The following is a 24,412-nucleotide window of genomic DNA, read 5'->3' on the forward strand; positions in this document are numbered from 1 at the left end:
ATGGGAAAGAAAAACCCCGCCTGCCTGTCCATGAAAGGTTCGGGCAAGCGGGGTTTTTTCATTCAGGTGAGGGCGGCTGAGAGGCAGGGTGGCTGCCTCTCGCCCAGGGGAGTGGTCACCCGGCCTGCTGGATGGCGGAGAGGATCCAGTTGCCCCGGCCATCGGCACGGAGGAAGGTCCAGAGTTCCGTGATGGTCTGGCGTTCGGTTTTGCTGCCGTCCAGAACATTGCCCATGCTGTCGGTCGTGACATCAATGGCGGAATATTGCAGGGCCACGGTGGCGTAGGTGATTGTGCCTTCCCGCCAGGCTTCGGCAAGGTCACCCCGCAGGAACTGGATATCAGAGACGATGTTGCGGGCACCACGGCTTGTCAGCTCGGAAAGCTGGTTGTTGAAGTAACTGACCATTTCAGGCGTCGCCATGCGCTGGAGGGACATCATGTCCTGTGCGCTCCAGGCAGCCTGTACGTTTATCAGCAACTGCTGGAAGGTGCTGTAATCATCAGGCGTCAGGGTCACGCCCTGCGAAGGAGCCTGCTGCGGCTGGCTGGTGAAGGGGGAGGAAGCGCCACCGGCTGCACCAAACAGGCCAGAGCCACCTGCATTGCTGGACATGGTGTTGTTGGAAGACCGTTTCCGCCAGAGTTTGATGAGGAAATTGATGATGAAGGCAACGACCAGCACCTGAATGAGGAAGCCGAAGAAGGACCCGCCGCCTCCGCTGAAACCGCTGAAGAAGCCATGCCCGCTCAGCATTCCGAACAGCCCGGCCCCAAGGAAGCCACCAGCCAGCCCGGTCAGAAAGGGGTGCCGCATGGCAAAGGGTGGTCGCATGCTGTTGCCGAAGTTTGGCCGACTGAAGCCGCTCTCCGGTGCCGGAGAGGCATAGGACGGCGTGCGGGGCGTCATGCTGCGGTCCATGGGCCGGGTCCAGTTGGGGGTGAGGCTGGTGCGGGGCGGGGGGCTATAGGTGCGGGAGCCCCGGCTGCCCAGGGAAGACCCCATGCCAGCTCTGGCATCGGCAGCCGGAGCAAGGGCAAAGAGTGGCAGGCACAGGGCTGCCGCTGCTAGGGGGAAAAGACGAATACGCATAATCTGGTCAGTCTCCAGCAAGACTCATCTGGTCAATACGGATGGTTGGGGCGTGATGGCCCGTCATCAGGTTGAGGTCATTGGCGGGGATGAGCCGCGCAAACATGTCAAGCAGATTACCTGCCACCGTGATGCCTGATACAGGCTCGGCAATCTCGCCATTGCGGATCATGAAGCCTGAACCGCCCCGGCTGTAATCGCCTGTCAGCATGTTGATGGCGTTGCCCATCAGTTCGGTGATGAGCACACCCTCCCTGATATCACGTCTCAGTTCTTCAGGGGAGTGGGTGCCCGCATGAAGGAACAGGTTGGACGGACCGGGGTGGACATTGCCCCCGCCGGTCCGGTTGGCCCGGCCATTGCTGGCAGGCAGACCCAGCCTGCGGGCACAGCGGCTGTCCAGCAGCCAGTGGCGAAGCTGCCCGTCTTTCACAAGGTCCAGCGGCAGGCAGGCCGTGCCCTCACCATCAAAGGGGCGGGAACCGGCAAGACGGGGCAGGGTCGGGTCATCGGTGATGGTGACGCCAGACCCAAATACCGCTTCATCCAGCCTGTCCTTGAGGAAGGAAGTCCCCTGCACGATGGCGGATCCATTGATCGCCCCAGCGAGATGCCCTAGCAGGGAGCCGGACACGCGGGGATCGAACAGGACCGGATAGAGGCCCGTTCTGGGGCGGGTAGGGTTCAGCCGGGCAAGGGCACGGCGGGCCGCCTCATGGCCCAGCCGGGCAGGATTTTCTAGGTCGGCCTGATGCACGGCACTGTGCAGGGCATAATCCCGTTGCATCCCTGTTCCTGTTCCCGCCAGGACGCTGACGCCACAGCTGTGGCCGCTGCGCTGATACTGGCCGGCAAAGCCGGCACTGGTGGCCAGGGCGATGTCCTGAAGGGTCGTGCTGGTTGAGGCACCACTGCTGTTGGTGATGCCTGCATGTGAGAGGGCTGCGTCTTCCATCTCACGGGCTCTGTCCAGCAGGGCCGGCGTATCCGGCGTGCCAGAGGGGTCGAACAGGTCGAGCTTTGCAATCGTGCTGGCAGGAACAGGCATGAGCGGTTCGTCTGCCAGACCGTCATCAGGGGATGGAGGAACGACCCTGGCCATGGCACAGGCCCGTTCTGCAAGCTGTGAGAGGGCTTCCGGCGTTACGTCATTGCCGGAGACCGTGGCCACACGGCCCTGATGGAAGACACGCAGCCCGAGGGACAGGCTCTCCGCATGGCGGAGGCCTTCCGCCTGACCCTGCCGGATCATGGCGGAGCGGCTCCGGCCACGGAGCATGACCGCATCGGCATGGTCGGCACCGTGCTGGCGGGCAAACTTCAGGGCGGCCTCAAGATGGGGGAGCAGATCGGTCATGCGGATTTCAGTGCGGCGTGGATGGCATCTGGCCCGGGGATGTTGCGGGCTGGTCCCATGGTGGTCAGCGTCGGAGCCCCGTTGAAGATGGTCCGGGCCATGGCCAGGACGTCTTCTTCCGTTACGGCATCAATCTTGCGGATCATGTCGCTGGTGGAAATGATGCGGTCATGGACCTGGATCTGGCGGGCGATCTGGGCACAGCGGCTGCCTGTGCTCTCCAGCGACATGAGCAGCGAGGCCTTGAGCTGCGTGCGGGCACGGTCCAGTTCTTCCTTGCTGATTCCCTTCTGGAGGGTGCTGAGCTCAGTCAGGGCGGCAGGAATCAGTTCGTCCGTCTTGTCTGGCCCGGTCCCGGCATAGAGGCCGAACATGCCGCTGTCCGCAAAGGGGCTGGCAAAGGTGTAGACGCTGTAGACGAGCCCGCGCCGCTCCCGGATTTCCTGGAACAGACGGGACGACATGCCACCTCCCAGCAGGGTGGAGAGGATCATGGCACTGTAATAGCCTTTTTCCCGATAGCCGGGGGCGGGGAAACCCAGCAGGAGGTGGACCTGGTCCAGCTTGCGGTCCGTCTGCTTTATCCCGCCGACATACCGGCCCGGTACGGCCTGTGGTGGCGTGTGCGTGGGCAGGTCGGCAAAATGGGTACGGACGAGGTCGACAACCTCATCATGGTGGAGATTGCCCGCTGCGGCGATGACCATGTTCTGCGTGCTGTAATGCTCATGCATGTAGGCCATGAGCGTCTCCCGGCTCATGCTGGCGATGCCATCTTCCGTGCCAAGGATGGGGCGGCCCATGGGCTGATCGGGGTAGGCACATTCCTGGAAATGGTCAAAGACGATGTCATCAGGCGTATCATTCGCCTGACCGATTTCCTGAAGGATGACACCACGTTCCCGCTCCACTTCTTCTGGCAGAAAGGTGCTGTGGGTGAGGATGTCGCCGATGAGGTCCACGCCAAGGGGCAGATCATCCTTCAGCAGCTTGACGTAATAGGCTGTATTCTCCCTGGCCGTGTAGGCGTTGAGATAACCGCCCACATTTTCGATTTCCTCGGCAATGCGGATGGCAGAACGACGCCCTGTTCCTTTGAAGGCCATATGCTCGAGAAAATGGGCTGCTCCATTGGTGGCTTCGCTTTCATGGCGGGTGCCAGCAGCCACATAGGCTCCGAACGAGACGGTTTCGACACGCTCCATCCGTTCCGTCACGATGTTGAGGCCATTTTCAAGAGTCGTACGTCTGATCTGTTCGCTCATGCAGTTCTGCGTGTCCATGATGTGAGAAGAAGCGGAAAGTGTTTGCAATATGGGGTGCCGGGAGTCTTTTTCCAGTCCCCCCGTTTTTCACGGGGCAGACGGAAAAGGGGACAGCCTGACAGGGCCATCCCCTTTTGCCCATGTGTAGCAGCCAGCGCAGGACTCAGCGTCCGCGATGCGCCCGGACAGCCGCTTTGACCTTTTCGAGGTCGTTGGGAAGAACCTCATAACGTTCCTTGCGGGAGAAGAGGTCTGCCAGATGCGGCGGCAACTCCGGATGGATGCCGGTTGCTTTCTTTACGGCATCGGGGAACTTGGCCGGGTGGGCCGTGGCGGCGGCCACCATCGGCACGCCTGCTTCACGGAAGCGCCGCCCCGCTGCCAAGCCGATGGCGGAGTGAGGGTCTGCCAGATAATGGCTTTCAGCGTAAAGTGCCTTCATCGTGGCGGTCGTCTGCTCGTCACTCAGGGCAACGCCGTGGAAAGTTTCCCGGATCTGCTCCCAGGCGTCATGTGGCACGGCCATGCAGCCCGTCTGCCGGAATTCTTCCATGATGGCACGGCAGCGGTTGGGATCACGGCCCAGCATCTCGAACAGCAGACGCTCGAAGTTGGACGAAACCTGAATGTCCATGGAGGGGGAGAGGCTCGGCTCCACCTGCCGCTTCGTCATGTCGTTGTTCAGAAGGAAGCGGGTCAGGATGTCGTTCCGGTTGGAGCCGACACAGAGATGATCGACAGGCAGCCCCATCTGGCTGGCCACCCAGGCGGCCAGGATGTTGCCGAAGTTGCCGGTTGGCACGGCGAAGGAAACCGGGCGGTCCGGCCCACCAAGAGCGAGGGCGGAGCGGACATAATAGGGAATCTGGGCTGCAATGCGGGCCCAGTTGATGGAGTTGACGGCGGAGAGGGCGCAGTCCGTACGGAAGGATTCATCGGCGAACATGGCTTTGACCATGTCCTGACAGTCATCAAAGTCGCCTTCCACGGCGATGTTGAGGACGTTGTCCTCCAGCACTGTGGTCATCTGGCGGCGCTGGACTTCCGACGTCCGGCCATGGGGATGGAGAATGACGATGGACACATGTTCCCGGCCACGGAAGGCCTCGATGGCGGCGGATCCTGTATCGCCCGATGTGGCACCGACAATGGTCACATGGTGGTTGCGCTGTTTCAGTACATGTTCGAAGAGGCGGCCAAGCATCTGCATGGCCATGTCCTTGAAGGCGAGCGTCGGGCCGTGGAACAGCTCCAGCGAAAAGAGACCATCCTCCACTTCCACCAGCGGTGCTACGGCGGCGTGGTCGAATTGTCCGTAGACGTCGTGCGCCATGGTACGGAGTGTGTCACGGTCTATGCTGCCCTCGGTGAACAGGCCGATGACCTCTGCCGCAAGGTCGGCATAGGAGAGGGTGCGCCAGCCTGTCAGGGTCTCGCGGGGGATATGCGGCCAGTGATCGGGCATGTAGAGCCCGCCATCACCAGCCAGACCGCTGAGCAGAATATCGGAAAAGTCGGGGGCAGCGGCATCCAGTGTGCCGCGGGTAGATCGATAACGCATGCCCTCACTATATCACCGAAACGCCATCAGGGCAGGGTAATTTCCAGAAGATGCTGGTGATTGGTTATTGGGGCCGGATTCGTGCCGTTTTCCGGCATGGCGGAACCGGTCAGGACAGCCAGCCGTCCCGGCACGCCTGAGCGACCTTTGAGCAGTGTGACGGCCTGGGCATCATAGAGTTTCTCATCATGAAGCAGGCGCCAGGGCAGGCGGTCGGCACCAAAGGCGAGCAGGTCTCCATGTTCGATGTCGATCATGTAGATCGTGTCATCCCGGCTGATGGTCATGCCGCCAAGGCTGGGGGTACGGCGCCAGTTTGTCATGGCTTCTATCCGTTCCGCCGGGCCAAGGCTGGAATCGGTCAGAATGTCAGTTCCGATTCGGTAAAGTGGTCCTGTCGGGGTCTGATAAAATAGCCAGTTTTTGCCGTGGTCCAGTAGAAGGAAGCGCACGTTGCCCCCCGTTTTGGGCTGCCCCTGTGCCGTCGTGACGGGCTGGCCATGCCGGATGAGAGGGGCATGGCTGCTGAGGGAGGGGGCGCCTTCCAGCAGACGCTCTGCATGACCGCTCCTGAGGTCGATGATGACGAAAGCCGGAACGCCGTCATCGACCAGAAAAGCCTTGCTGTCCGTGACCTGAAGGGCCGAAATGTGGCTGCCAACGGCCAGGGCATTGCTGAAGCCGATATGGTTGAGGATGACCCCTGTATCCGGTGCGATATTGAGCAGTGCGGGCGTGGGCGCCTGTGTTACGGCCCAGAGGCCCTGGGATGTCGCCGTCAGGGCCGTGATGGCGGGCAACTCGTCCATCAGGAGAGTGAGGCGGCTGTCCACGGGGTCCAGACGATAGATCTTGCCCGTCATACCCAAGGCGAAGGGGGACCCATCGGGAAGGGAATTCAGCGAGGGGGCCAGCGGCAGGCTCAGCTCATGTTCGCCAACAATCCGGGCCTGCACATGGGCGTCCTGCCAGGGGCGGTCTGCTCTGGCAGCGGGGCTGAGCCCCAGAACGGCGGCCGACATGATAAGGGCTGAGGTCAGCAGTGAGGACAGACGTATTTTCATGGCAGGTATCTGGGTGTTCCCCGATGGTTTTGCAAGTTCCGGCCTTTGGGAGCTGGTGAGTGTGGCAGATGGGGGAGGGTCAGGCCGAGCAGAAAGCCCGTGGCTGGAGCTGTGAAGGCCCAGAGGAACAGTCCGTCCAGTCCTTCCAGAAGGTAGGCTCCGGTCAGGCCGGCGGCAGGCAGGGTCAGGCGGAGAAGCGTCTGTAGCGTTCCGGCAGGGGGAAGATGGCAGGGATTCTGTCGCCTGTAGGTGGGCAGTCTGTTGAGATGGAGCAGCCAGACAGCAGCCCAGAGGCCCATGAGGAACAGGATGATCATGCCGCCTGCTTTCGGAAAAGATGCAGAAGAACGGACAGGGCAGCCAGTCCAAGGCAGGCTGCCAGAAGGTCCACGGCGCCGAAGAGGAGAGGTCGCCCCGTATGAAAAGGGCGAGTCAGCAGGTCGAGTCCTGTAGTGCCAGTGCCCATAACAGCCACAAGGGCGAGCTGCTGGCAGGTTGCCGGTCTGATGATGAAGGCATGGAGCAGTGAGAGGCTCCAGAGACCGAAGAAAACACTTTTTTCCCAGAGAATGGGCGACAGGGAAAACGGCGTGGGGAGGCGTGTGCTCCAGAACAGGGCCAGCGTGGCCAGGGGCAGCCCCAGTGTGGTGGCGATGGTGACGGCCTCATGACTGCGCTGGAGGCGCTGCCGGATTGTGGAGGAAACAGGGTGATGGGTGATGCTGTTCCTTTCCGACTGCAGGAAGAGGACCAGGCCGGACCCGATGATGATGCAGCCCATCAGACCGCTGAAGCAGTAGAACCAGCGTGTTGCCAGTCCGGCCCAGCGCAGGTTGTGCAGTCCCACGAAGAAGCTGTGTACGGTCGGGCAAACGGATCGGGGCGGCAGGGTGGGGTGGGAAGGTGTCAGGGCCTGCCTCTGGAGGCAGAAATGCAGGGTGTCAGGGCCATAAAGGCCGATTTCCCTGCCGGTCTGCATGAAGAATCCATCTGCTACCGTGCCCCACTGCCGCAGGCCGTTTTCGGTCAGGCTGCTGATGATGGCGGGAGACAGGAACGGTGGTATGGCTGTGTGGGCCTGATGGCGACTGGCATGGCCTGCGGGGTGATGGGGCGGGTTCATCATGTGGATGAGTTTCTGGGACTGCAGGACCACGCCGGACAGGCCGATGATGAACAGGACGGGCAGGCTCAGCGTGCCGCACAGCAGGTGCAGGTCCAGCCAGCGGCGTTGGGAGGCAGCCCGGGGGCGGAAAAGCAGCAGGTCCGGCAGGAAGCGGCGCAGCTGGAGCCACAGGCCGGTCAACAGTGTCACGAGCAGACCGATGCCTACGGTGGTTGTCAGTATCTGCCCCCATGGGCTGGGCAGGTGAAGGCTGGCATGGAGGGTCACGAAAAACGTGCCGCCGGTGACGTCATGGTCTGTCAGCGGCAGGCCCGTGTCAGGCGCAAGGGCCGGGCCGAGGAAGATGCGCCCATCATAGTGCCAGAGGCGGAAAACGGGGTCCCGTGGAGAGGGAAGTTTCAGGAAAGCGAAGATGCCCGTGTCGAGCTGTGTCTTCAGATTCTGTCCGGCCTCCAGTAGGCCGGTGCGTGTCATGGCGGGCAGGGGACTGTGGAGGGCGGTGCGGGGCTGCATCCAGCCCTGTATTTCCGGAGAAAAACAGGCCAGCGAGCCGGTGAAGCAGAGAACGAACAGGAAAAGGCCAGCCGGGAAGCCGATCCAGCGATGGAAAAGGCGTAGTGCGGTGCGGAGCCTTGGAGACATGATGGACGCAACACGGCATAAATGAGAATGATTCTCATTTATTACGAGGTTTTGGCAGTTCTGTAAATGGGGCAGGACGCAAAAATGACAGGGGTGTAAAAAACGGTAAGAGGAAAAAGGTTTTTTTATGAAAAAAGTTGAGAATAATTATCGTTAACATATAAAGCGGCACTCATTCAGTTTCACAGTTCAGGATGGGCACGCATGGTTATTCCTTTCCGTTTTTCCCGCAGAACCGTCACTCTCTGGTGCCTTCTGGCAGGCAGCATGCTGACGGGGCATCCCGTCTGGGCTGCCGGAGATGAGGGCAGAGAACAGACGGCAAAGGGCCAGATGGCCCGGCCCGGCCAGCCGGACGGCAAGGCTGACATCAGGAAGAAGAGCGTCGGAAAGGACCGCCAGCAGGCGGACGCACCCCCGGTGGAAACCATCCTCGTCAAGGCACGGCGGCGGGAGCAGATGGAGGTGAAGCTGGGCGGGCAGGCCGGCGTGCTGGGCAACAAGAAGGGGCTGGACCTGCCCTTCAACCTGCGCAGCTATACGTCCAGCATGATCCTGAACCAGCAGTCCCAGACACTGGGGCAGGTGCTTCAGAACGACCCGTCCGTGCGGACGACCTATGGTTTTGGCAATTTCTCGGAGACGTTCATCATCCGGGGGATGCCGGTTTATGGGGATGATGTGGCCATCAACGGCCTGTATGGAATCAGCCCCCGCCAGCTGATTTCTCCCCAGCTCTATGATTCGGTGCAGGTGCTGAATGGGGCGAGTGCCTTCATCAACGGGGCCGCTCCGGGGGGAACGTCGGTCGGTGGCAACATCAACCTCCAGTTCAAACATGCGGGGAGCGAACCGCTTGCCCGTCTGACGGGCGACTATACCAGCAGGGGTCAGGGAGGCGGCAGTCTGGATGTGGGGCGTCGCTTTGGCAGGAATGACCAGTTCGGCATCCGTTTCAATGCGGCGGGCATGGACGGCCAGACCTCCATTTCTGGTGAGCGGCGTCATTCCGTTGCGCTGGGCCTGGATACGGACTGGCACAATGACGACACCCGGATCAGCCTCGACATCAATTACCAGAACCAGAACGTCCAGCAGGGGCGGGGGTCCGTGGTGCTGAATTCCGGTCTGACGGCCATTCCCAGACCCACGAGACCGGGGCGCAACTGGAGCCAGGGCTGGAGCTATGAGGACATGCACTATGTGTTCGGGCTGCTCAATGTCGAGCATGACCTGAACAGCCATGTCATGCTCTATGGCACGTTCGGGGGCATGACAGGCCATGAGGAAGGCAATTACGATACGGTCTATGTCTCGGACGGGCTGAAGGGCACCGGCTTCGGATACGGGTCCTACGTCCCCTACCAGCAGACCAATGAAAGCACCCGGGGTGGCGTGCGGGCGCATTTCAGGACAGGTTTCCTGAAGCATGAGGTCAATGCCGGTGGGTCGGCCCTGTGGTCGGAGGCCTCCACGGGCTATGCGGGCGGAATGGTCGGCGATACGAGCCTGTATGCCCCCGGGGTCCAGGCCAAGCCGGCGTCGGTCCATCATGTTTCGGCAACGCCAGCCACGAAGACGCAGCTTTACAGCCTGTTCTTCTCGGATACGATGTCTTTCTGGCATGACCGCATCGCCCTGACGGGAGGCTTCCGGTACCAGCACATTCTCCAGAACAGCTACCAGTACACGCCGACCCATTATTCCCGGGATGCCATCACGCCTGTGGTTGGGCTGGTGGTGCATGTGGCCCGCCATGCTTCTCTCTATTTCAACCGGGTGGAGGGGCTGAACCAGGGGCTTCAGGCCCCGGCACGGAGTTCCCTCTATCCCAATCTGGTCAATGCGCAGCAGTTCCTGTCACCCACACGGACCGTCCAGTATGAAGTTGGCGGGAAATATGACATTGGCCGTTTCAGTGCGTCCCTGGCCTTTTACCGGTTGGACCGGCCGACAGGGCTGGTCGAGGATTATGGGACGGAACAGATATTCAAGGCCAGTGGCAGGCAGCGCAATCAGGGCATCGAGCTGAACGTCAATGGCGAGATCATTCACGGGCTGCGCTTCAACGGGGGCAGTGCCCTCATCCAGGCCAAGCAGGTCAAGGGGGACTATGTCGGCAACAGGGCTGTCGGCATTCCCGGTTATACGATCAACGGGAATCTGGAGTATGATATTCCTTTCGTGAAGGGACTGACCCTGACGGGGCGTGTCACCCATACGGGCCATCAGTGGGTCAATGTCCAGAATTCCCTGCGGATTCCGAACTGGACGACCTACGATCTCGGTGCCCGCTACACCTTCATGATGACACCGAAACGCCCGATGACCTTCCGTTTTGGTGTGGAAAATCTCACCAACAGCCATTACTGGGCTTCATCCTACACGGCGTTTAGCAGCGTGAACGGTTATCTGACCCAGGGGCTGCCACGGACCTTCAAGGCGTCTTTCTCGACCGACATGTGAGTCGAACCGGACGGGGCCATGCCATGCAGGCACGGCCCTGTTCCCGTCAGGAGATGTCCGCCTCCGTGTGGCGGAGCGTTTCCAGCAGGGCTGTCTGAAGGGCCTCTTCCTGCTCTGGCGTTGCCAGCTTGTGACCCTCCGCATTCGTCACATAGAATACGTCCACGGCCCGCAGCCCGTAGGTCATGATATGGGCGGAAGAAATGTGCAGCTTCAGGCGGCTGAGCGTGGCGGTGATGTTGTACAGCAGGGCCGGTCTGTCCCGCCCGTTGACCTCGACGATGCTGTGATTTTCTGACGCATCATTGTCGATGAGAACACGGGAGGGAATGGGAAGGGCTTCCAGCCGCCGGACGAGGGGGAAGCTGGCGGCACTGAGCGTCTCGTCCAGATTGACATCCCCTTCCATGACCTGCGTGATTGTCTCACGCAGGCGTTCTACATGTTCCGGCTCCAGAAAAGCCTCGCCGTGGGGGGTCTGGAACCAGAATGTGTCCAGCACCATGCCATTGTGGAGCGTATGGATGCGGGCATCGGCGATGGTGGCCCCGCAGAGGGCCAGTGCCCCCGTGATGCGGGAGAAGAGGCCCGGCTTGTCCTTGCAGAAGACGGTCAGCTCCGTGATTCCCCGGCTTGGGAGGGGGACGATGTCCATGATGATGGCGTTGTCACGCCCGTCCTCACGGTGTTGGCTGATCAATCCGGCATGGCGGACATGGCTCTGCGGGTCGAAGCTCAGCCAGTAGCCGGGGCTGCCAAGCTTCATGAAGGAGGCGATGTCTGCGGGGGCCATGTCTTTGTCCATCAGCTCCTGCCGGACGAAGGCCTTGTTGTGTTCCACCCGTTCATCATCTTCCCGGGCCTGCAGGCCGCCTTCCAGCACATCGGCTATGCGGGCATAGAGGCGGCCCAGCAGGGTGGCCTTCCATGCGTTCCATGCCCGTGGGCCAACGGCCCGGATGTCGGCAATGCTGAGCAGGAGCAGCATCCGCAGCCGCTTGGGGGACTGGATGGTGTCAGCGAGGTCCAGAATGGTCTGGGGGTCATCAATGTCCCGGCTGAAAGCCGTGCGGGACAGCAGCAGGTGGTGGAGCACCAGCCATGAGACCGTATCTGTGTCGCTGGCGGAGAGACCAAGCTGCTGGCAGATATGTGTGGCGATTTCGGCCCCGATCTCGGAGTGGTTGCCGCCCCGGCCCTTGCCGATGTCATGCATCAGCGTGGCAAGATAGAGCAGGGGCCGTTGTGTCATGGTACGGGCCAGCCTGTAGGCCAGCGGCAGCTCGTCTGCCATGCGGTTCTGCTCAATCATCCGCAGGATACGGATGGCTTCGATCGTATGGGCATCCACGGTATGGATGTGATAGCCATCAAACTGCGTCCGACCGAGGATGCGGGACCAGCCAGGCAGGAGATGGGAGAGGATGCCCGTCTCGTTGAGCAGTGGCAGCCAGAAGAGGCGGTCCTGCCACTGCTCGGGATATTGCTCCGGTACAGTAGCTGTGCCTGGTGTCGGAAGTTCAGCAGCCGGTTCGCAGAGCAGCCTGATGAAGAGGGCGGAGGCCTCATCATCATGGCGGAGGAAGGCGCTGTGCCGTTCAAAACGGATGATATGCTGTATGGCAGCAGGGTGCAGAGCCAGTTGATGGCGGCGTGCACAGTCCAGAAAACGCAGGACGGTCACAGGTTCCCGGACAAGGGCTAGCGGGTTGGGGAAACTGAGGCAGCCATCAATGCGCTGGAATCCGTCTGGCCCCGGTTCCACCCGCGGGGGGCGCTGCTGGAGCTGGTTGCGCAGGTGCAGAAGGATGGCAGGCTGGAAGACATGGGTCAGCCGCATCACGGCCCGGGCCATGAGGAAATGGTGGCGCATGAAGCGCTCCACCCCTCGCTGATGACCATGATTGCCATAGCGCATCCTGGCCCCGATAATGGGCTGGACATCAAATGTCAGACGTTCTTCATTCCGGCCGGTGATGTAATGAAGGTTGAGCCGCACCGTCCAGAGGAAGTTCCAGAGGCTGCGGGTACGGGATATTTCCCGTTGTGTCAGCAGGCCGAGCAGGGTACAGGCCGGGGCCAGCCCCTGGGCACGCTGGAGGTTGGATTTTATTGAAAGACCATTTCCCAGCACGGCATAGCCAATCCAGTTCAGGACCTGAAGGTCCCGCAGCCCGCCTTTGCCTTCCTTGATGTGTGGCTCGACCAGATAGGGTGTATCACCAAACCTCTGGTGCCGCTCCTCCCGCTGGGTGATGGCCTGGAGGACGAAGCGCTCCAGTGCAGGGCCTTTCAGATAGGCTTCCAGCTTTTCCTGGAGAGCCAGGACGAGTGATTTCTGTCCGTGGAGAGGGCGTATGTCCAGCAGGGTCGTGCAGGAGGTCTGGTCTGTTCTGGCCATCTCCATGGCACTGTCGATGGTGCGTGTGGCATGGCCGACCCGCAGCCCTAGGTCCCACAGTGTATAGAGGATGTACTCGATGGCTTTGATGAGGTTCGCAGAGGGAGGGGCCTCGGTCAGGAAGAGCAGGTCCACATCACTGAAGGGAGCCAGCAGTCCCGCACCATGTCCGCCCGTGGCACAGAGGCAGAAGGCCTCACCTGTTCCATCTTCCTGTGGGGCAGAGGGCAGCCCGGCATGGCGGGCCAGTTCTGCAATGACATGGTCCATCAGCAGGGCGAGGTTGCGGGCTGTTTCCACACCGCTCGTTTCCCGTTTTTCAAACTGCTGGCGGATACGCTCCCGTTGCAGGCCGAGTTCTGTTCTCAGCTGTTCCAGAGCTTCCTGGCGGGGCACGACGGGCTGCCAGGCCTGGCTCATGTGTGATGGAGGGGTGGAGGTGAGGGGAGCAGACATGACAGCTCTCTTGTTGGCGGCAGGCTCTGGCAGGTTTTGCAGGGTACCCGTTGCGTCATTCTGCATCCGCAACATCCTTTTTGGCAAGGCCATCCATCAGGCTTTTCAGCTGATAGAGGGCTGAATGGGCCTCCCGGGGGGAGAGGGAGTCCGGGTCCAGCCCTGCCAGTTCGTCACGCAGGGCATGGAGGGTGGCCAGTCCGTCGGTGGAGGTATGGCCAGTGGGCAGGGGGGCATCCGGTGGAGGGGTTTCCATGGCGGCCTGTTCAAACAGGGGCAGGCTGGCAGGCTGGCGGGTCTGTCCCCGTTCGCCCTCGAGGCGTGCCAGCAGGACCCGTGCCCGCTGGAGGACGGAAGCTGGAATGCCCGCCAGCTTTGCCACATGCAGGCCCCAGCTTTTCTGGGCCAGCCCGGGCCGGACCTCGTGCTGGAAGACGACATGCCCCTTCCATTCCCGCACGGCCATGGTGCAGGCGGCCAGCCGGGGGAGGGTTTCCAGCAGGGCACCGAGCTCATGAAAGTGCGTGGCGAAGATGGTGCGGCAGCGCAGCTGGGAGTGCAGGGCCTCCAGCGTGGCCCAGGCGATGGAGAGGCCATCCAGCGTCGAGGTGCCCCGCCCGATCTCATCCACCACGACAAGGGAGCGTGGCCCCGCCTGATTGAGGATGGCGGCGGTCTCCGTCATTTCCACCATGAAGGTGGAACGCCCACGGGCCAGATCGTCGGCCGCCCCCACACGGGAGAAGAGCCGGTCCACGATGCCGATCGTTGCCTCCTGTGCCGGGACGGGCAGCCCGGCCTGTGCCAGAATGACGGCCAGGGCGTTCTGGCGCAGGAAGGTCGATTTCCCGGCCATGTTGGGGCCTGTCAGCAGGATGGCGTGTTTTTCCGGTGGCAGGGTGCAGTCATTGGCGATGAAGGCCGTGTCATGGGCGGCCTGATCGTGCAGGGCGGCTTCCACCACGGGGTGACGGCAGGAACGGAGCGTGAAGTCCTGCCCGTCCGTCATGGTGGGGCGGCACCATGTGCCACGGTCCATGATGCGGGCGCAGGAGATCAGCGCATCCAGCTCGGCCAGGGCACGGCCGACATCATCAAGGGCAGGGGTGTTGAGGCAGTGCTGGGCCAGGTCGGCAAAAAGGTGACGTTCCAGCTCGTCGGCTTTTTCCGACGCTTCCAGAATGGCCTGGTTGAGCGAGGAGAGTTCCTCATTGGAGAAGCGGGCGAGACTCGCCGTGCCCTGCCGCAGGCTCAGCCCCTCATGCTGGCGCAGCTTCCGGCCTGCCGCCGCAGGAACCTCGATGACGTAGCCGAGCTGGTTGTGATGGCGGATGCGCAGGCTGGAAATCTCATAGTCTTCCGACAGGCGGACCTGCAGCTGGGCGATCAGGCGGCGGCTGTTGTCCCGCAGGTCCCGCTGGCGGTCCAGCTCGGCATCAAAGCCGGGAGCGATGACCCCGCCATCTTCGATCTTGACGGGCAGCTCGGTGTTGAGGGCGGCCTCAAGCCGTTCCAGCAGGGCGTCGGCCCGCCCGTACAGGCTGGCTCCGACATGGCGGATGCGCTCGGGCATGCCGGTTTCTGTCAGTCCGCCGAGTATCCCGGTGATCTGATCCGCTGCCCGGAGCGTGTCCCGGATGGCGGCAAGGTCCCGTGGCAGGGGACGGCCGCTGGAGATGCGCCCCAAGGCACGGGCGGAATCGGGAGCCTGCCGGAGGATGTCCCGCAATGTTCCCGTGGGCTGGGGATGCTGGTGAAGCCAGTTCCAGCCCTCCTGCCGTTGCGTGATGAGGGTGAGGTCCGTGCTGGGGGTGCTGACCCAGTGGGACAAAAGGCGGGTACCGGCCGCTGTGGCTGTCTGATTGACACTGGTGAAGAGCGTGTGCCTGCTGCCGCCATCCCGGGACTGGAGAATGTCGAGACTGCTGCGGGTGGCCGGGTCCAGCCCCATGATGCTGTCCAGCCCGTGGTCGATGGGAGGGGCCAGCCGGGGGAGCCTGCCCGCCTGGCTGCGGCGGACATAGTCCAGCAGCATGGCACAGGCGATGATCTGTTCATCCCGGAAATCCCCCAGCGCATCCATCTGGGCGACCTGATAGGCGTCTGTCACGGTGCGTTCTGCGGCCTCCCGGCTGGGGGCGGCCGTGGAGGGGGTGATGATTCCGGCATGGTCCGCCGGGATCAGGGCCGGGTCGGAGAGAATTTCCGAGGGGGAGAGGCGGGCCAGCAGCTCGGCCAGGGTGTCTGCCTCCAGCCGGAGCAGTTCCAGCGTACCGGTGGAAATGTCGATCCAGGCCGCACCGAGGCAGTGCCTGCGGCGTCTGTCCGGGGCGACGATGGCCAGCAGCGTGTTGGCCCGTCCGGCTTCCAGCAGCTCATCTTCCGTCAGGGTACCGGGCGTGATGACACGGACGATCTCCCGGCGGAGCGGGCCTTTCTGGCCCTTGCGGGGGATTTCCGTCTGTTCGGCCACGGCTACCCGGAAGCCCCGGCGGATGAGCCGGGAGAGGTAGACCTGCGCCGTGCCCACGGGCACGCCACACATGGGGATGGGTTCCTCATCATGAGTTCCCCGGTGGGTGAGGGTGATGTCCAGCGCAAGGGCGGCCGCATGGGCATCGCCAAAGAAAAGCTCGTAGAAGTCTCCCATGCGGAAGAAGAGCAGGGCATCAGGTTCCTGCTTTTTCAGGGTGAACCACTGCTCCATGGTCGGCGTGACCTTCCCCGTTACCTGCGGGGGAATGGGAGGGACGGATGGTTTCTGGTCGACCATGCAGAAAAAAGACCTCACCGCTTTGTCGTGGCTGGGCAGCCCATGAAGATTAATGGAAGGTTAAGTTGAGATGCGATGCTTCTTATTATCATGAAATGGTGAGGGGAAGGCCAGAGTCATGATGGCAGGGCAGGGTAGAGTGGTTTCCCTTGCCACAACCTGCCCCGGGGCGGCATGGTGGCCTCATGAGTACTGCACCGGAAAATCATGTTGTTTTTGAAGATGTTCTCCCGATGGCTCAGGGACTGCTGGAAGCCGAACGGGACGAAATCGCCAATCTGGCCAATATTGCTGCCCTGCTGTTCGAGGCGATGGCGCAGGTCAACTGGGTCGGTTTTTACCTGATGAAGGGGGGCGAGCTGGTCCTTGGTCCGTTCCAGGGCCGGGTGGCCTGCACGAGGATTGCCGTGGGCAAGGGTGTCTGCGGGGCTGCCGTGGCAGAACGGGCCGTGCAGCGTGTGGCGGATGTTCATGCCTTCCCCGGTCACATCGCCTGTGATGGAGCCTCGGAATCGGAGATCGTCCTGCCCATCATGAAGGGTGGGGAAGTGCATGGCGTGCTGGACATCGACAGTCCCGTGAAGGACCGTTTCTCGGCAGAGGACCAGCAGAGGCTGGAGGCCCTTGTCCGGCTTCTGGAATCGCACATCTGACGGCGTGTCCCGCCTGCCTAGCGCCTGAAACGCCGGAGCAGGCGGGTACGGAGTTCCTCCAGCCCCAGCACACGCAGGGCCACGAGCAGCCCGCCATAGAGGGCTGCGCTGCTGCCGATCAGGATGATCAGGGCGCAGAGTCGGGGCAGGGCGTGCCATTCCGGCAGGCCGGTGGTCAGAAAGCGGGCACAGCCCCAGGCCCAGACGCCCATGATGAGAGCGGCCACCATGATGCGGATGGCCCGTGACAGGCTCGTGACGGTGGGGCGGAACGAGTCCCGTCTCCAGAGCAGCAGGGCCAGTGCCCCCATGTTGACGATGGCGGCCAGCGTGCTGGCCAGTGGTGGAGCCAGATGGGCCAGCGTGCGGTACAGCAGCAGGTTGAGGGCCAGATTGATCCCCATCGTGACGAAGCCGATGCGAACCGGTGTCGTGGTGTCGCCTTCGGCAAAAAAGGCCGGAGCCAGCAGCTTGATGATGATGAAGGCGGGCAGCCCGAGCGCATACATGCGGAGGGCTGCGGCGGAATTCTGCACGTCATGGGGTGTGAAATGCCCATAGCCGAACAGGGTGGCCATGATCTCCGGTGCCAGGCTGAACAGGCCGATCATGGCGGGGAGGCTGAGCAGCAGGGCGTAGTTCAGGGCCTGGTTCAGGCTGGTCTGGAGGGCGGAGCGGTCATTGGCAGCGACGTGACGGGTGAAAAGCGGCAGCAGCGTCGTGCCGAGGGCCGCCCCCAGCACGCCAAGAGGAAGCTGGTTGACCCGGTCTGCAAAATAGAGCCACGAGATGGAGCCTGTTGGCAGCAGGGTGGCGATGATGGTGTCGATGGTCAGGTTGATCTGCGTGACGCCGGAGCCGACCAGCCCCGGCAGCATCCGGCGGAGTAGCAGCCGGATGTCGGGCGACAGCGCCGGGCGGACCAGTGGCACCGTCATTCCGGCCTTTCGGGCTGCCCAGAGCAGCCCGGCAAGCTGGGCGATACCGGAGAGGGTGATGCCCCATGCGCTGGTCGGGGCGACATGCTGGTGCCCCCAGAAGGCCCCCACAAGAATGGCGGCGATCCCGACGATGTTGAAGGAAATGTACGCCGCCGAGGCGGCTGCGAAATGGTTGCGGGCATTGAGGATGCCGGCGACCAGGGCTGCCCCGCAGATCAGCACCGTATAGGGCATGGTGATGCGGGTGAGCTGCACGGCGATGGCGAAACGGCCCGTGCCGTGGGAGCGGAAGCCGGGGGCGATGAGGTCGATCACCCACGGCATGAAGATTTCTGCCAGAATGGTCAGCAGGCTCAGCCAGAGCAGCAGGAGGGAGAAGGCCTGCCCGGCCAGCAGAAGGGCAGCCGGTGGGCCTTCCTTCTCATAACGGGATGTGAAAAGCGGAACGAAAGCGGCGTTCAGGGCCCCTTCTCCGAAGAGGCGGCGGAACATGTTGGGCAGGCGGAAGGCGATCTGGTACGCATCCTGCACGGGGCCGGCCCCCAGAAACATGGCCAGAAGCTGGTCCCGCACCAGCCCCAGCAGGCGGGACAGCATGGTCCAGCTGCCAACGGTGAGAAGGTGACGCAGCATCGTTCAGGCGTGTTTCCGGCTTACCCGGCGGATCTCCTCCAGCAGGCGGGGGGCCTGGGGGTCTGTCAGCGGAGTGAACCAGCGGTGCAGCTTTCCCTGACGGTCGATGAGATATTTGTAGAAATTCCAGCGGGGCAGGGAGAGGAAGCCTCCTTCCTTCGCCAGCCAGCGGAACAGCGGAATGGCTTCCGTTCCCCGGACGACGGAGCGTGCCGCCAGAGGGAAGCTCACGCCATAACGACGCTGGCAGAACTGGCTGATCTGCTCCGATGTCCCCGGCTCCTGTCTGCCGAAATCATTGCTGGGCACGCCAAGCACGATGAGGCCATCCGGCGTGGAATGTCCCATGTCACGCCACAGGGTCTGGAGGCCCTCATACTGTTTGGTGAAGCCACATTCGGAGGCTGTGTTGACGACCAGTACGGGGCGGCCCCGCCACTGGGAGAGGTCAATCTCGCCGCCTTCAAGGGCGGGGAGCCGGAAATCATAAAAGCTGGTCATGATGGGGCCTATTCAAAACGGGTGGGGCGGTCCAGCAGCTCGTCACGGGCCTGATGGGGGGTCAGCTCCCCGGACAGGAGACGGGTGATGACATTGATGATGGGGGTTTCGATGCCGAAACGCTGGCCAAGCTCCTGCAATGTCGGGGCTGTCAGAACGCCCTCAGCCACCGTGTCACGCTGGGCGAGGATGTCCTGTATGTTCTCGCCTTTCCCCATGGCCACGCCCAGGCTGTAATTGCGGGATCCAGCCCCCGTGGCGGTCAGGATCAGGTCGCCCATTCCGGCCAGACCGTACATGGTACGGCCTTGCCCCCCCATGGCATCGACAAGGCGGGCCGTTTCGGCCAGCGCACGGGTGATGATGGCGGCTCTGGCATTTTCACCCATCCCGGCACCGACACTGATGCCCGCCCCGATGGCGATGACATTCTTGGCCGCCCCGGCGATCTGCACGCCCAGCGGGTCCGTGCTGGCATAGAGGCGCAGGGTGGGGGTGGTGAGGCGTTCGGTCAGCGCCGTGACGAAGGCGAGATCATGCGCGGCCAGCGTGGCTGCGGCGGGCATGCCCCGGGCCACCTCGATGGCGAAGTTGGGGCCGGAGAGAACGGCAGCCGGTCGGCCGGGCATGGTCTGCTCCACGATCTGGAGAGGGAGCAGGAAGGTGCCCCGCTCCATCCCCTTGCAGCATGTGATGACCGGCACGTCAGGCTTCAGATGCTTCTGGAGGGCCATGGTGACATCCCGCAGCCCCTGCGTGGGGACAACAAGCACCACGATGTCGGCTTCCGTCGGCAGGTCGCTGGTGACGGTGACGGCCTCTGGCAGGGTGACCTGTGGCAGGTGCGGCAGGGCACGGATGCCTGCCGGAACGGGAGTGCGTGTCCAGAGGGTGATCCGGGCGATGTGGGAGAGGGTGCAGGCCAGAGCGATGCCCCATGCTCCGGCACCGATGACGGCAATATGTGGCTGGACGGTCATGCGGATGGTTCCATCAGAGAGCTGTGTCCGGTGGAGGACGTTTCCTGTGTGGCCTGTGGCCGGTAGGGCTGGCGTTCACTCAGCGGCCAGCGGGGGCGGGGGGCCAGGGTGATGTCGTCCGGCACTTCACCCTGTTTCAGCCGTTCCAGCGCAGCCCAGCCGATCATGGCGGCATTGTCGGTGCAGAGACGTAGCGGGGGCGCAAGGAAGGTGATCCCGTGCTGGCTGGCAATTTTTTCCAGCCTCTGGCGCAGCACGCTGTTGGCCGCCACGCCACCGGCCACCACGAGTGAGGTGACCTGCGGTGCCAGAGCCAGAGCATTGAGGATGCGGTCCGCCATCACGTCCGTCACGGCCTGCTGGAAGGAGGCGGCGAGGTCGGCGGCCACCTGCCGGGGTAGTGCCTCACGTCCGTATGGTTCGATGTGGCGGGCGACGGCCGTCTTGAGGCCGGAGAAGGAAAAATCGCAGCCGGGGCGGCCTTTCAGCGGGCGAGGCAGGCTGTAGGCCTGCGGGTCGCCTTCTCTGGCGAGCTTCTCCAGTGCCGGGCCGCCGGGCCAGCCCAGTCCCAGCATCTTGGCCACCTTGTCGAAGGCTTCCCCGGCGGAATCGTCAATCGTGCCTCCAAGGCGGCGATACTGGCCGGTATCCTCCACGGTGATGCACTGGCAGTGCCCGCCAGAGACGAGCAGGGCGAGATAGGGGAAAGCCGGGGCCGTTTCATCCGGCCGCAGGGCCGCAGGCAGGCGGGGGGTCAGGATGTGGCCTTCGATATGGTTGATGCCCATGAAAGGCTTCCCGCAGGCCATGGCCAGCCCCTTGGCGTAGGAACTGCCAACAATCAGCCCGCCAATCAGGCCGGGGCCGGTCGTGGCGGCAAAAAGGGCGATGTCCTCCAGCTCCAGTCCGGCCCGCTGGAGGGTCAGCTCCACCAGTTCCGGCAGGGCCTTCAGGTGGGCACGGGCGGCCAGCTCCGGCACGACACCGCCCAGGGCAGCATGATCCTCCTGCGAGAGGACGCTTTCCCCGAGCAGGGCTCCGTGGGCGTCCAGAATGGCGCAGGCGGTGTCATCGCATGAGGTCTCGATGGCCAGAAGCGGCGTCAGGTGGGAAATGTCAGACATGATTGGTTCATTATGGCGGATTCTTCGGAGCATGACACCCCTTCCAGAATCGGTTATGGAGGGAACACCATGAATGCTTCAAACTTTTCCTCCGCAGCACTTCAGAAAATTGCTGCCGAAGCGGCTCGCCGCTCCCATGCGCAGGCTCCACCGGACCGGCGCAAACTTCCCCTGCGGGTCGGGACACGGGCGTCCCCGCTGGCACTGGTGCAGACGCGGCACTTCCTGACCCGGCTGACCCGTTTCTGTCCCGTTCTGCGGGACATGGGGGCCTTCAAGGAAGAGCAGATGCAGACCTCCGGGGACCTGAACCTCAAGGACCGTCTGGCCGAGATCGGTGGGAAGGGGCTGTTCTCCAAAGAGATTCATGAACTTCTGGCCGTGGGCGGGATCGATTTTGCCGTCCACAGCCTCAAGGACCTTGAGACCCACCTGCCGCCGGGACTGGTGCTGGCCTGCACGATGAAGCGTGAGGATGCCCGTGATGTGCTGATGCTGCGCAAACGGGGCGTGACGGTTGATCCTGAAAGGCCGTTCGACTGTCTGCCGGAAGGAGCACTCGTGGGCTGTGCGTCTGTCCGCCGCCAGGCGCAGATGCTTCATGTCCGGCCGGACCTCCGCTTCACCCTGCTGCGGGGCAATGTGCAGACCCGGCTGGACAAGCTGGGGGCAGGACAGTGCGATGCGACGCTGCTGGCCTACGCCGGGCTGAAACGCCTCGGCATGGAAGACCGCATCGACGTGCCGCTTTCCCCCGAGGTGATGCTTCCGGCCTCCGGGCAGGGCATCGTGGGCGTGACGGTACGTGAGAGCGACCATGAGCTGAGGGAGCTGCTTTCCGCCATTGAGGACCCGGAGGCCCGTGCCGTGGCCACGGCGGAACGTGCCCTGCTGGCGGAACTTGATGGCTCCTGCCGGACTCCGATTGGCGGTTATGCCCAGCTGAAGGAAGGGCGGCTTCATCTTTCCGGCCTCGTGGCCAGCGAAGATGGCACCTTCCTGCTGCGCCGGGAAACTGAAGGACTGCCGGAAGATGCGGCTCGTCTGGGCTATGAGCTGGCCTGTGAGCTGCGGCGGGATACACCGCCTGCCATCTTTGCGAAGATCGTCCAGCCATAACGACCATGCGTCAGACTGTGCTGGTAACCCGGCCTGAGCCGGGGCTGAGCGAGACAGTCGGTGCCGTGCAGGCGCAGGGTTGGCGGGCCGTTGCCAGCCCTGTCATGACCATACGTCAGGAACCGCCAATGGCGGACCGGCCCTGTCACGCTCTGCTGGTAACGAGCGGTCAGGCCCTGCCTTTTCTGGTCCATCAGGACCGTGACAGGCTGCTGCTGACAGTGGGCCACCGTACGGCGGAGCGGGCTGTGGCGATGGGGTTCCGGCGTGTCGAGGCGGCATCAGGGACACAGGCCGGTCTGGAAACGCTCTGCCGCCAGAAGGGGTTGTCTGGCTCCGGCCTTGTGCTGGCCTGCGGGCGGGGGCGGCATGGACAGCCCTACGGGGCCGATCTGGCGGCCAATCTGGGGGCGCAGCGTGTTGAGGCCTATCAGGTACAGCCTGTCAGACAGCTTGCTGCGGCGGCAAGGACCGCCTTGGCGAGCAAAGAGGTGAGTGCTGTCCTTTTTTATTCCAGTGAGACGGTTTCCCTGTTCATGGAGCTGTGCCCGCCGGACCTGTACCGGCAGCTTGGCCATTGCAGGGCCATCTGTCTCTCCCAGGCCATCGCCGGGCGTGTCGGGGAGAGCGGCCTGTGGGGGCAGGTTGAGGTTGGTCCTCCCCTGAGGTTGCTGGGAAGAGGATAAGAAAAAAGGCGAACCCTCATTGGGTCCGCCTTTCCTTGTTGTGGTCTGGCCACAGCGTGTTTCCCGGCTTCAGGCTTCGCCTTCCGGCTCGGGGAAATTCTGCTCCTGCTTGGCCTGCCACAGAGCGGCAAAGTCGATGGGCTGGAGAGCCACCGGCGGGAAGCCGCCATCCCGTGTGACATCGCTGATGATGGCCCGGGCGAAGGGGAAGATCAGGCGGGGTACTTCCACCAGCAGGATCGGCTCAATGATTTCCTGCGGCGGGTTGTCCAGCGTGACGATGGCGGCATAGGCGAGCTCCGTGATGAACACCACTGGCCCGGGGGTCTGGCTTCCTTCTGCCGGAGCCTCGGTGGCCTCGGTGCGGATGATCAGCGTGACCTCATAGATGGACTGTTCTTTTTCGATGCGGTTCGCCTGCACGTCGATGTTCACGCCAACCTGCGGCGGAGCCTGAAGGGAGGTGAAGGTTGACGCACCACGGGGAACTTCGAAGGAGAGATCCTTGGTATATTGCAGGTTGATGGCCAGCGGCAGGGAGGGAGGGGTGTTGTCCTGCGGGGCCTCAGGGTTTGTCTTGTCGGACATTCGGGATCATCCTTGCGTGAACGTAACTCTAGATGGGGCGCCCGCAGGGATGAAGCCGCTTTCCGACGGGGGGATGGGCCCGCCTCCTGCGTACGCACGTCTTCTATGGCGGTAGCATGTCTTGAAGAAGGGGCCAAGCAGATGCGGTTCTTCTTTTGCTGCTGCGGTGCGAGAGGGTGGTCACTCTTGAGATTGCCGACGGGGCGGCCTACCTTTAGGGCATGATGAGGAGAGGGCCGTGCAGGCCGGCTCCGGGTGTGATGATTGGGACTTGAGATGACGGATTTCCCCTGGGATATCGTTTTTTGGGCTCTGCTGGCCGTGGCCGTGGGCAGTGCCGTATTTTTTGTTCTGGGGCGCCGCATGGGGGCGCAGGCCATCCGGCAGGAACAGATGCCGGCAGCCCGTGCTGTTGGCCAGCGGCAGGAGGGGGGCGTGGCCGATGCCCCCAAGCCACCGCCGTTGCCCGGCCGTGTCGGCGGAGAGCAGAAAGCGACGGAATACAGGCTCCCGGAGGCGGATACGCAGCTCGGACAGGCTCTGGCCCGAGTCGGAATGGATGTCAGCGGGTTCTCGGCAGAATATTTCCTGAAGAAGGCTGAGGATATTTTCGCCCGTACCATCAAGGCCTTTGCCTGCGCTGATCTTCCTGCGCTGGAGAAGGTTCTGTCCCCCGCCGTGCTGGAAACGTTCAGTCACGTTCTGGAGGAGCGGAAGAAGCGTCATGAGCAGGTTCATCTGGAACTGCGACGGATCGAGCGGCTGGATTATGCATCCGTGCATCCGGGAGATGGGGAGGGTGGTGCCTGCCGTCTCGGTGTCCGCATCGTGTCGTGGCAGGTCAGCTACTGCCGGGATGAGAAGGGGATGCTCGTCGAGGGAACGGAAGCCCTGACGGAGTTTCGTGATCGCTGGACCTTTGAACAGGGCGAAAATGGCCAGTGGAAGGTGGTTGCCACAGAAGCGGACTGAGGCTACCCCGC

Annotated in this window: 19 protein-coding genes; 5 read left to right on the forward strand and 14 right to left on the reverse strand. The window is 62.9% G+C overall.

What is annotated here, in order from left to right; translation table 11 throughout:
* Positions 1-115 precede the first annotated feature (115 nt).
* The 7 genes from GM608_RS03080 to GM608_RS03110 form a co-directional block, all read right to left on the reverse strand.
* On the reverse strand, positions 116-1,093 hold the full coding sequence (locus GM608_RS03080) for a TIM44-like domain-containing protein (protein WP_043560579.1): 978 nt from the start codon (positions 1,091-1,093) through the stop codon (positions 116-118).
* A 7-nt stretch (positions 1,094-1,100) separates the two neighbouring features.
* Positions 1,101-2,450: a TldD/PmbA family protein gene (locus tag GM608_RS03085; RefSeq protein ID WP_192848058.1), complete on the reverse strand. Its 1,350-nt coding sequence runs from the start codon at positions 2,448-2,450 to the stop codon at positions 1,101-1,103.
* Positions 2,447-3,715 (reverse strand): pitrilysin family protein, encoded by a 1,269-nt coding sequence (locus tag GM608_RS03090; RefSeq protein ID WP_248630417.1) that lies wholly within the window; start codon positions 3,713-3,715, stop codon positions 2,447-2,449. Before GM608_RS03090 ends, GM608_RS03085 begins: the two co-directional genes overlap by 4 nt.
* A 163-nt stretch (positions 3,716-3,878) precedes the next feature.
* Positions 3,879-5,276, reverse strand: a complete 1,398-nt coding sequence (gene thrC, locus GM608_RS03095) for a threonine synthase (RefSeq protein WP_043560577.1) — start codon at positions 5,274-5,276, stop codon at positions 3,879-3,881.
* Between the two features lie 26 nt (positions 5,277-5,302).
* Positions 5,303-6,340, reverse strand: coding sequence for a hypothetical protein (locus GM608_RS03100; RefSeq protein WP_192848060.1), 1,038 nt, complete (start codon positions 6,338-6,340; stop codon positions 5,303-5,305).
* A complete protein-coding gene (locus GM608_RS03105) occupies positions 6,337-6,657 on the reverse strand; it encodes a hypothetical protein (RefSeq protein ID WP_333644981.1) in 321 nt (106 codons plus the stop codon). The genes GM608_RS03100 and GM608_RS03105 overlap by 4 nt, the downstream gene beginning before the upstream one ends.
* The gene (locus GM608_RS03110) at positions 6,654-8,108 is read right to left on the reverse strand and encodes a PepSY-associated TM helix domain-containing protein (protein WP_333644982.1); all 1,455 of its coding nucleotides are present in this window, start codon (positions 8,106-8,108) and stop codon (positions 6,654-6,656) included. The genes GM608_RS03105 and GM608_RS03110 overlap by 4 nt, the downstream gene beginning before the upstream one ends.
* A gap of 204 nt (positions 8,109-8,312) precedes the next feature.
* Here GM608_RS03110 and GM608_RS03115 point away from each other — a divergent pair, with 204 nt between their 5' ends.
* Positions 8,313-10,574 carry a TonB-dependent receptor gene (locus tag GM608_RS03115; protein ID WP_333644983.1) on the forward strand — a complete coding sequence of 754 codons (2,262 nt, stop codon included), beginning with the start codon at positions 8,313-8,315 and terminating at the stop codon, positions 10,572-10,574.
* A gap of 46 nt (positions 10,575-10,620) precedes the next feature.
* Here the strand turns inward: GM608_RS03115 and GM608_RS03120 are convergent, their stop codons facing one another.
* Together GM608_RS03120 and mutS are read right to left on the reverse strand one after the other, a co-directional pair.
* On the reverse strand, positions 10,621-13,497 hold the full coding sequence (locus GM608_RS03120; protein ID WP_333644984.1) for a [protein-PII] uridylyltransferase: 2,877 nt from the start codon (positions 13,495-13,497) through the stop codon (positions 10,621-10,623).
* The gene (gene mutS / locus GM608_RS03125) at positions 13,487-16,204 is read right to left on the reverse strand and encodes a DNA mismatch repair protein MutS (protein WP_333644985.1); all 2,718 of its coding nucleotides are present in this window, start codon (positions 16,202-16,204) and stop codon (positions 13,487-13,489) included. Before mutS ends, GM608_RS03120 begins: the two co-directional genes overlap by 11 nt.
* Before the next feature lie 185 nt (positions 16,205-16,389).
* On the opposite strand from mutS, the gene GM608_RS03130 reads away from it, so the two are divergent.
* Positions 16,390-16,857, forward strand: a complete 468-nt coding sequence (locus GM608_RS03130; RefSeq protein ID WP_333645114.1) for a GAF domain-containing protein — start codon at positions 16,390-16,392, stop codon at positions 16,855-16,857.
* A gap of 17 nt (positions 16,858-16,874) precedes the next feature.
* Here GM608_RS03130 and murJ read toward each other — a convergent pair whose 3' ends face one another.
* Genes murJ through tsaD form a run of 4 tightly spaced genes read right to left on the reverse strand, consistent with a single transcriptional unit; the run spans position 16,875 to position 21,036 of the window.
* Positions 16,875-18,431, reverse strand: coding sequence for a murein biosynthesis integral membrane protein MurJ (gene murJ, locus GM608_RS03135; RefSeq protein ID WP_043560565.1), 1,557 nt, complete (start codon positions 18,429-18,431; stop codon positions 16,875-16,877).
* Positions 18,432-18,434: 3 nt separating this feature from the next.
* On the reverse strand, positions 18,435-18,932 hold the full coding sequence (locus tag GM608_RS03140; RefSeq protein ID WP_043560564.1) for a glutathione peroxidase: 498 nt from the start codon (positions 18,930-18,932) through the stop codon (positions 18,435-18,437).
* A gap of 8 nt (positions 18,933-18,940) precedes the next feature.
* The gene (locus GM608_RS03145) at positions 18,941-19,912 is read right to left on the reverse strand and encodes an NAD(P)H-dependent glycerol-3-phosphate dehydrogenase (protein ID WP_043560562.1); all 972 of its coding nucleotides are present in this window, start codon (positions 19,910-19,912) and stop codon (positions 18,941-18,943) included.
* Positions 19,909-21,036: a tRNA (adenosine(37)-N6)-threonylcarbamoyltransferase complex transferase subunit TsaD gene (tsaD, locus tag GM608_RS03150; RefSeq protein ID WP_154981572.1), complete on the reverse strand. Its 1,128-nt coding sequence runs from the start codon at positions 21,034-21,036 to the stop codon at positions 19,909-19,911. Before tsaD ends, GM608_RS03145 begins: the two co-directional genes overlap by 4 nt.
* A 69-nt stretch (positions 21,037-21,105) precedes the next feature.
* Between tsaD and hemC the strand changes: the two genes are divergently transcribed.
* The gene (hemC, locus tag GM608_RS03155) at positions 21,106-22,155 is read left to right on the forward strand and encodes a hydroxymethylbilane synthase (protein ID WP_043560559.1); all 1,050 of its coding nucleotides are present in this window, start codon (positions 21,106-21,108) and stop codon (positions 22,153-22,155) included.
* A gap of 5 nt (positions 22,156-22,160) precedes the next feature.
* Entirely contained in the window at positions 22,161-22,841 is a 681-nt protein-coding gene (locus GM608_RS03160; RefSeq protein ID WP_333644986.1) for a uroporphyrinogen-III synthase, read from the forward strand.
* A 69-nt stretch (positions 22,842-22,910) separates the two neighbouring features.
* On the opposite strand, the gene secB is transcribed toward GM608_RS03160, so the two are convergent.
* Entirely contained in the window at positions 22,911-23,429 is a 519-nt protein-coding gene (secB, locus tag GM608_RS03165) for a protein-export chaperone SecB (protein WP_043560554.1), read from the reverse strand.
* Positions 23,430-23,705: 276 nt separating this feature from the next.
* On the opposite strand from secB, the gene GM608_RS03170 reads away from it, so the two are divergent.
* Complete coding sequence (locus tag GM608_RS03170) at positions 23,706-24,401, forward strand: Tim44/TimA family putative adaptor protein (RefSeq protein ID WP_043560551.1); 696 nt, start codon at positions 23,706-23,708, stop codon at positions 24,399-24,401.
* The last annotated feature ends 11 nt before the right edge of the window (positions 24,402-24,412 follow it).

It is taken from the genome of Bombella sp. ESL0380, from assembly GCF_009725805.1.
In the GTDB taxonomy this organism is placed as follows: Bacteria; Pseudomonadota; Alphaproteobacteria; order Acetobacterales; family Acetobacteraceae; genus Bombella; species Bombella apis.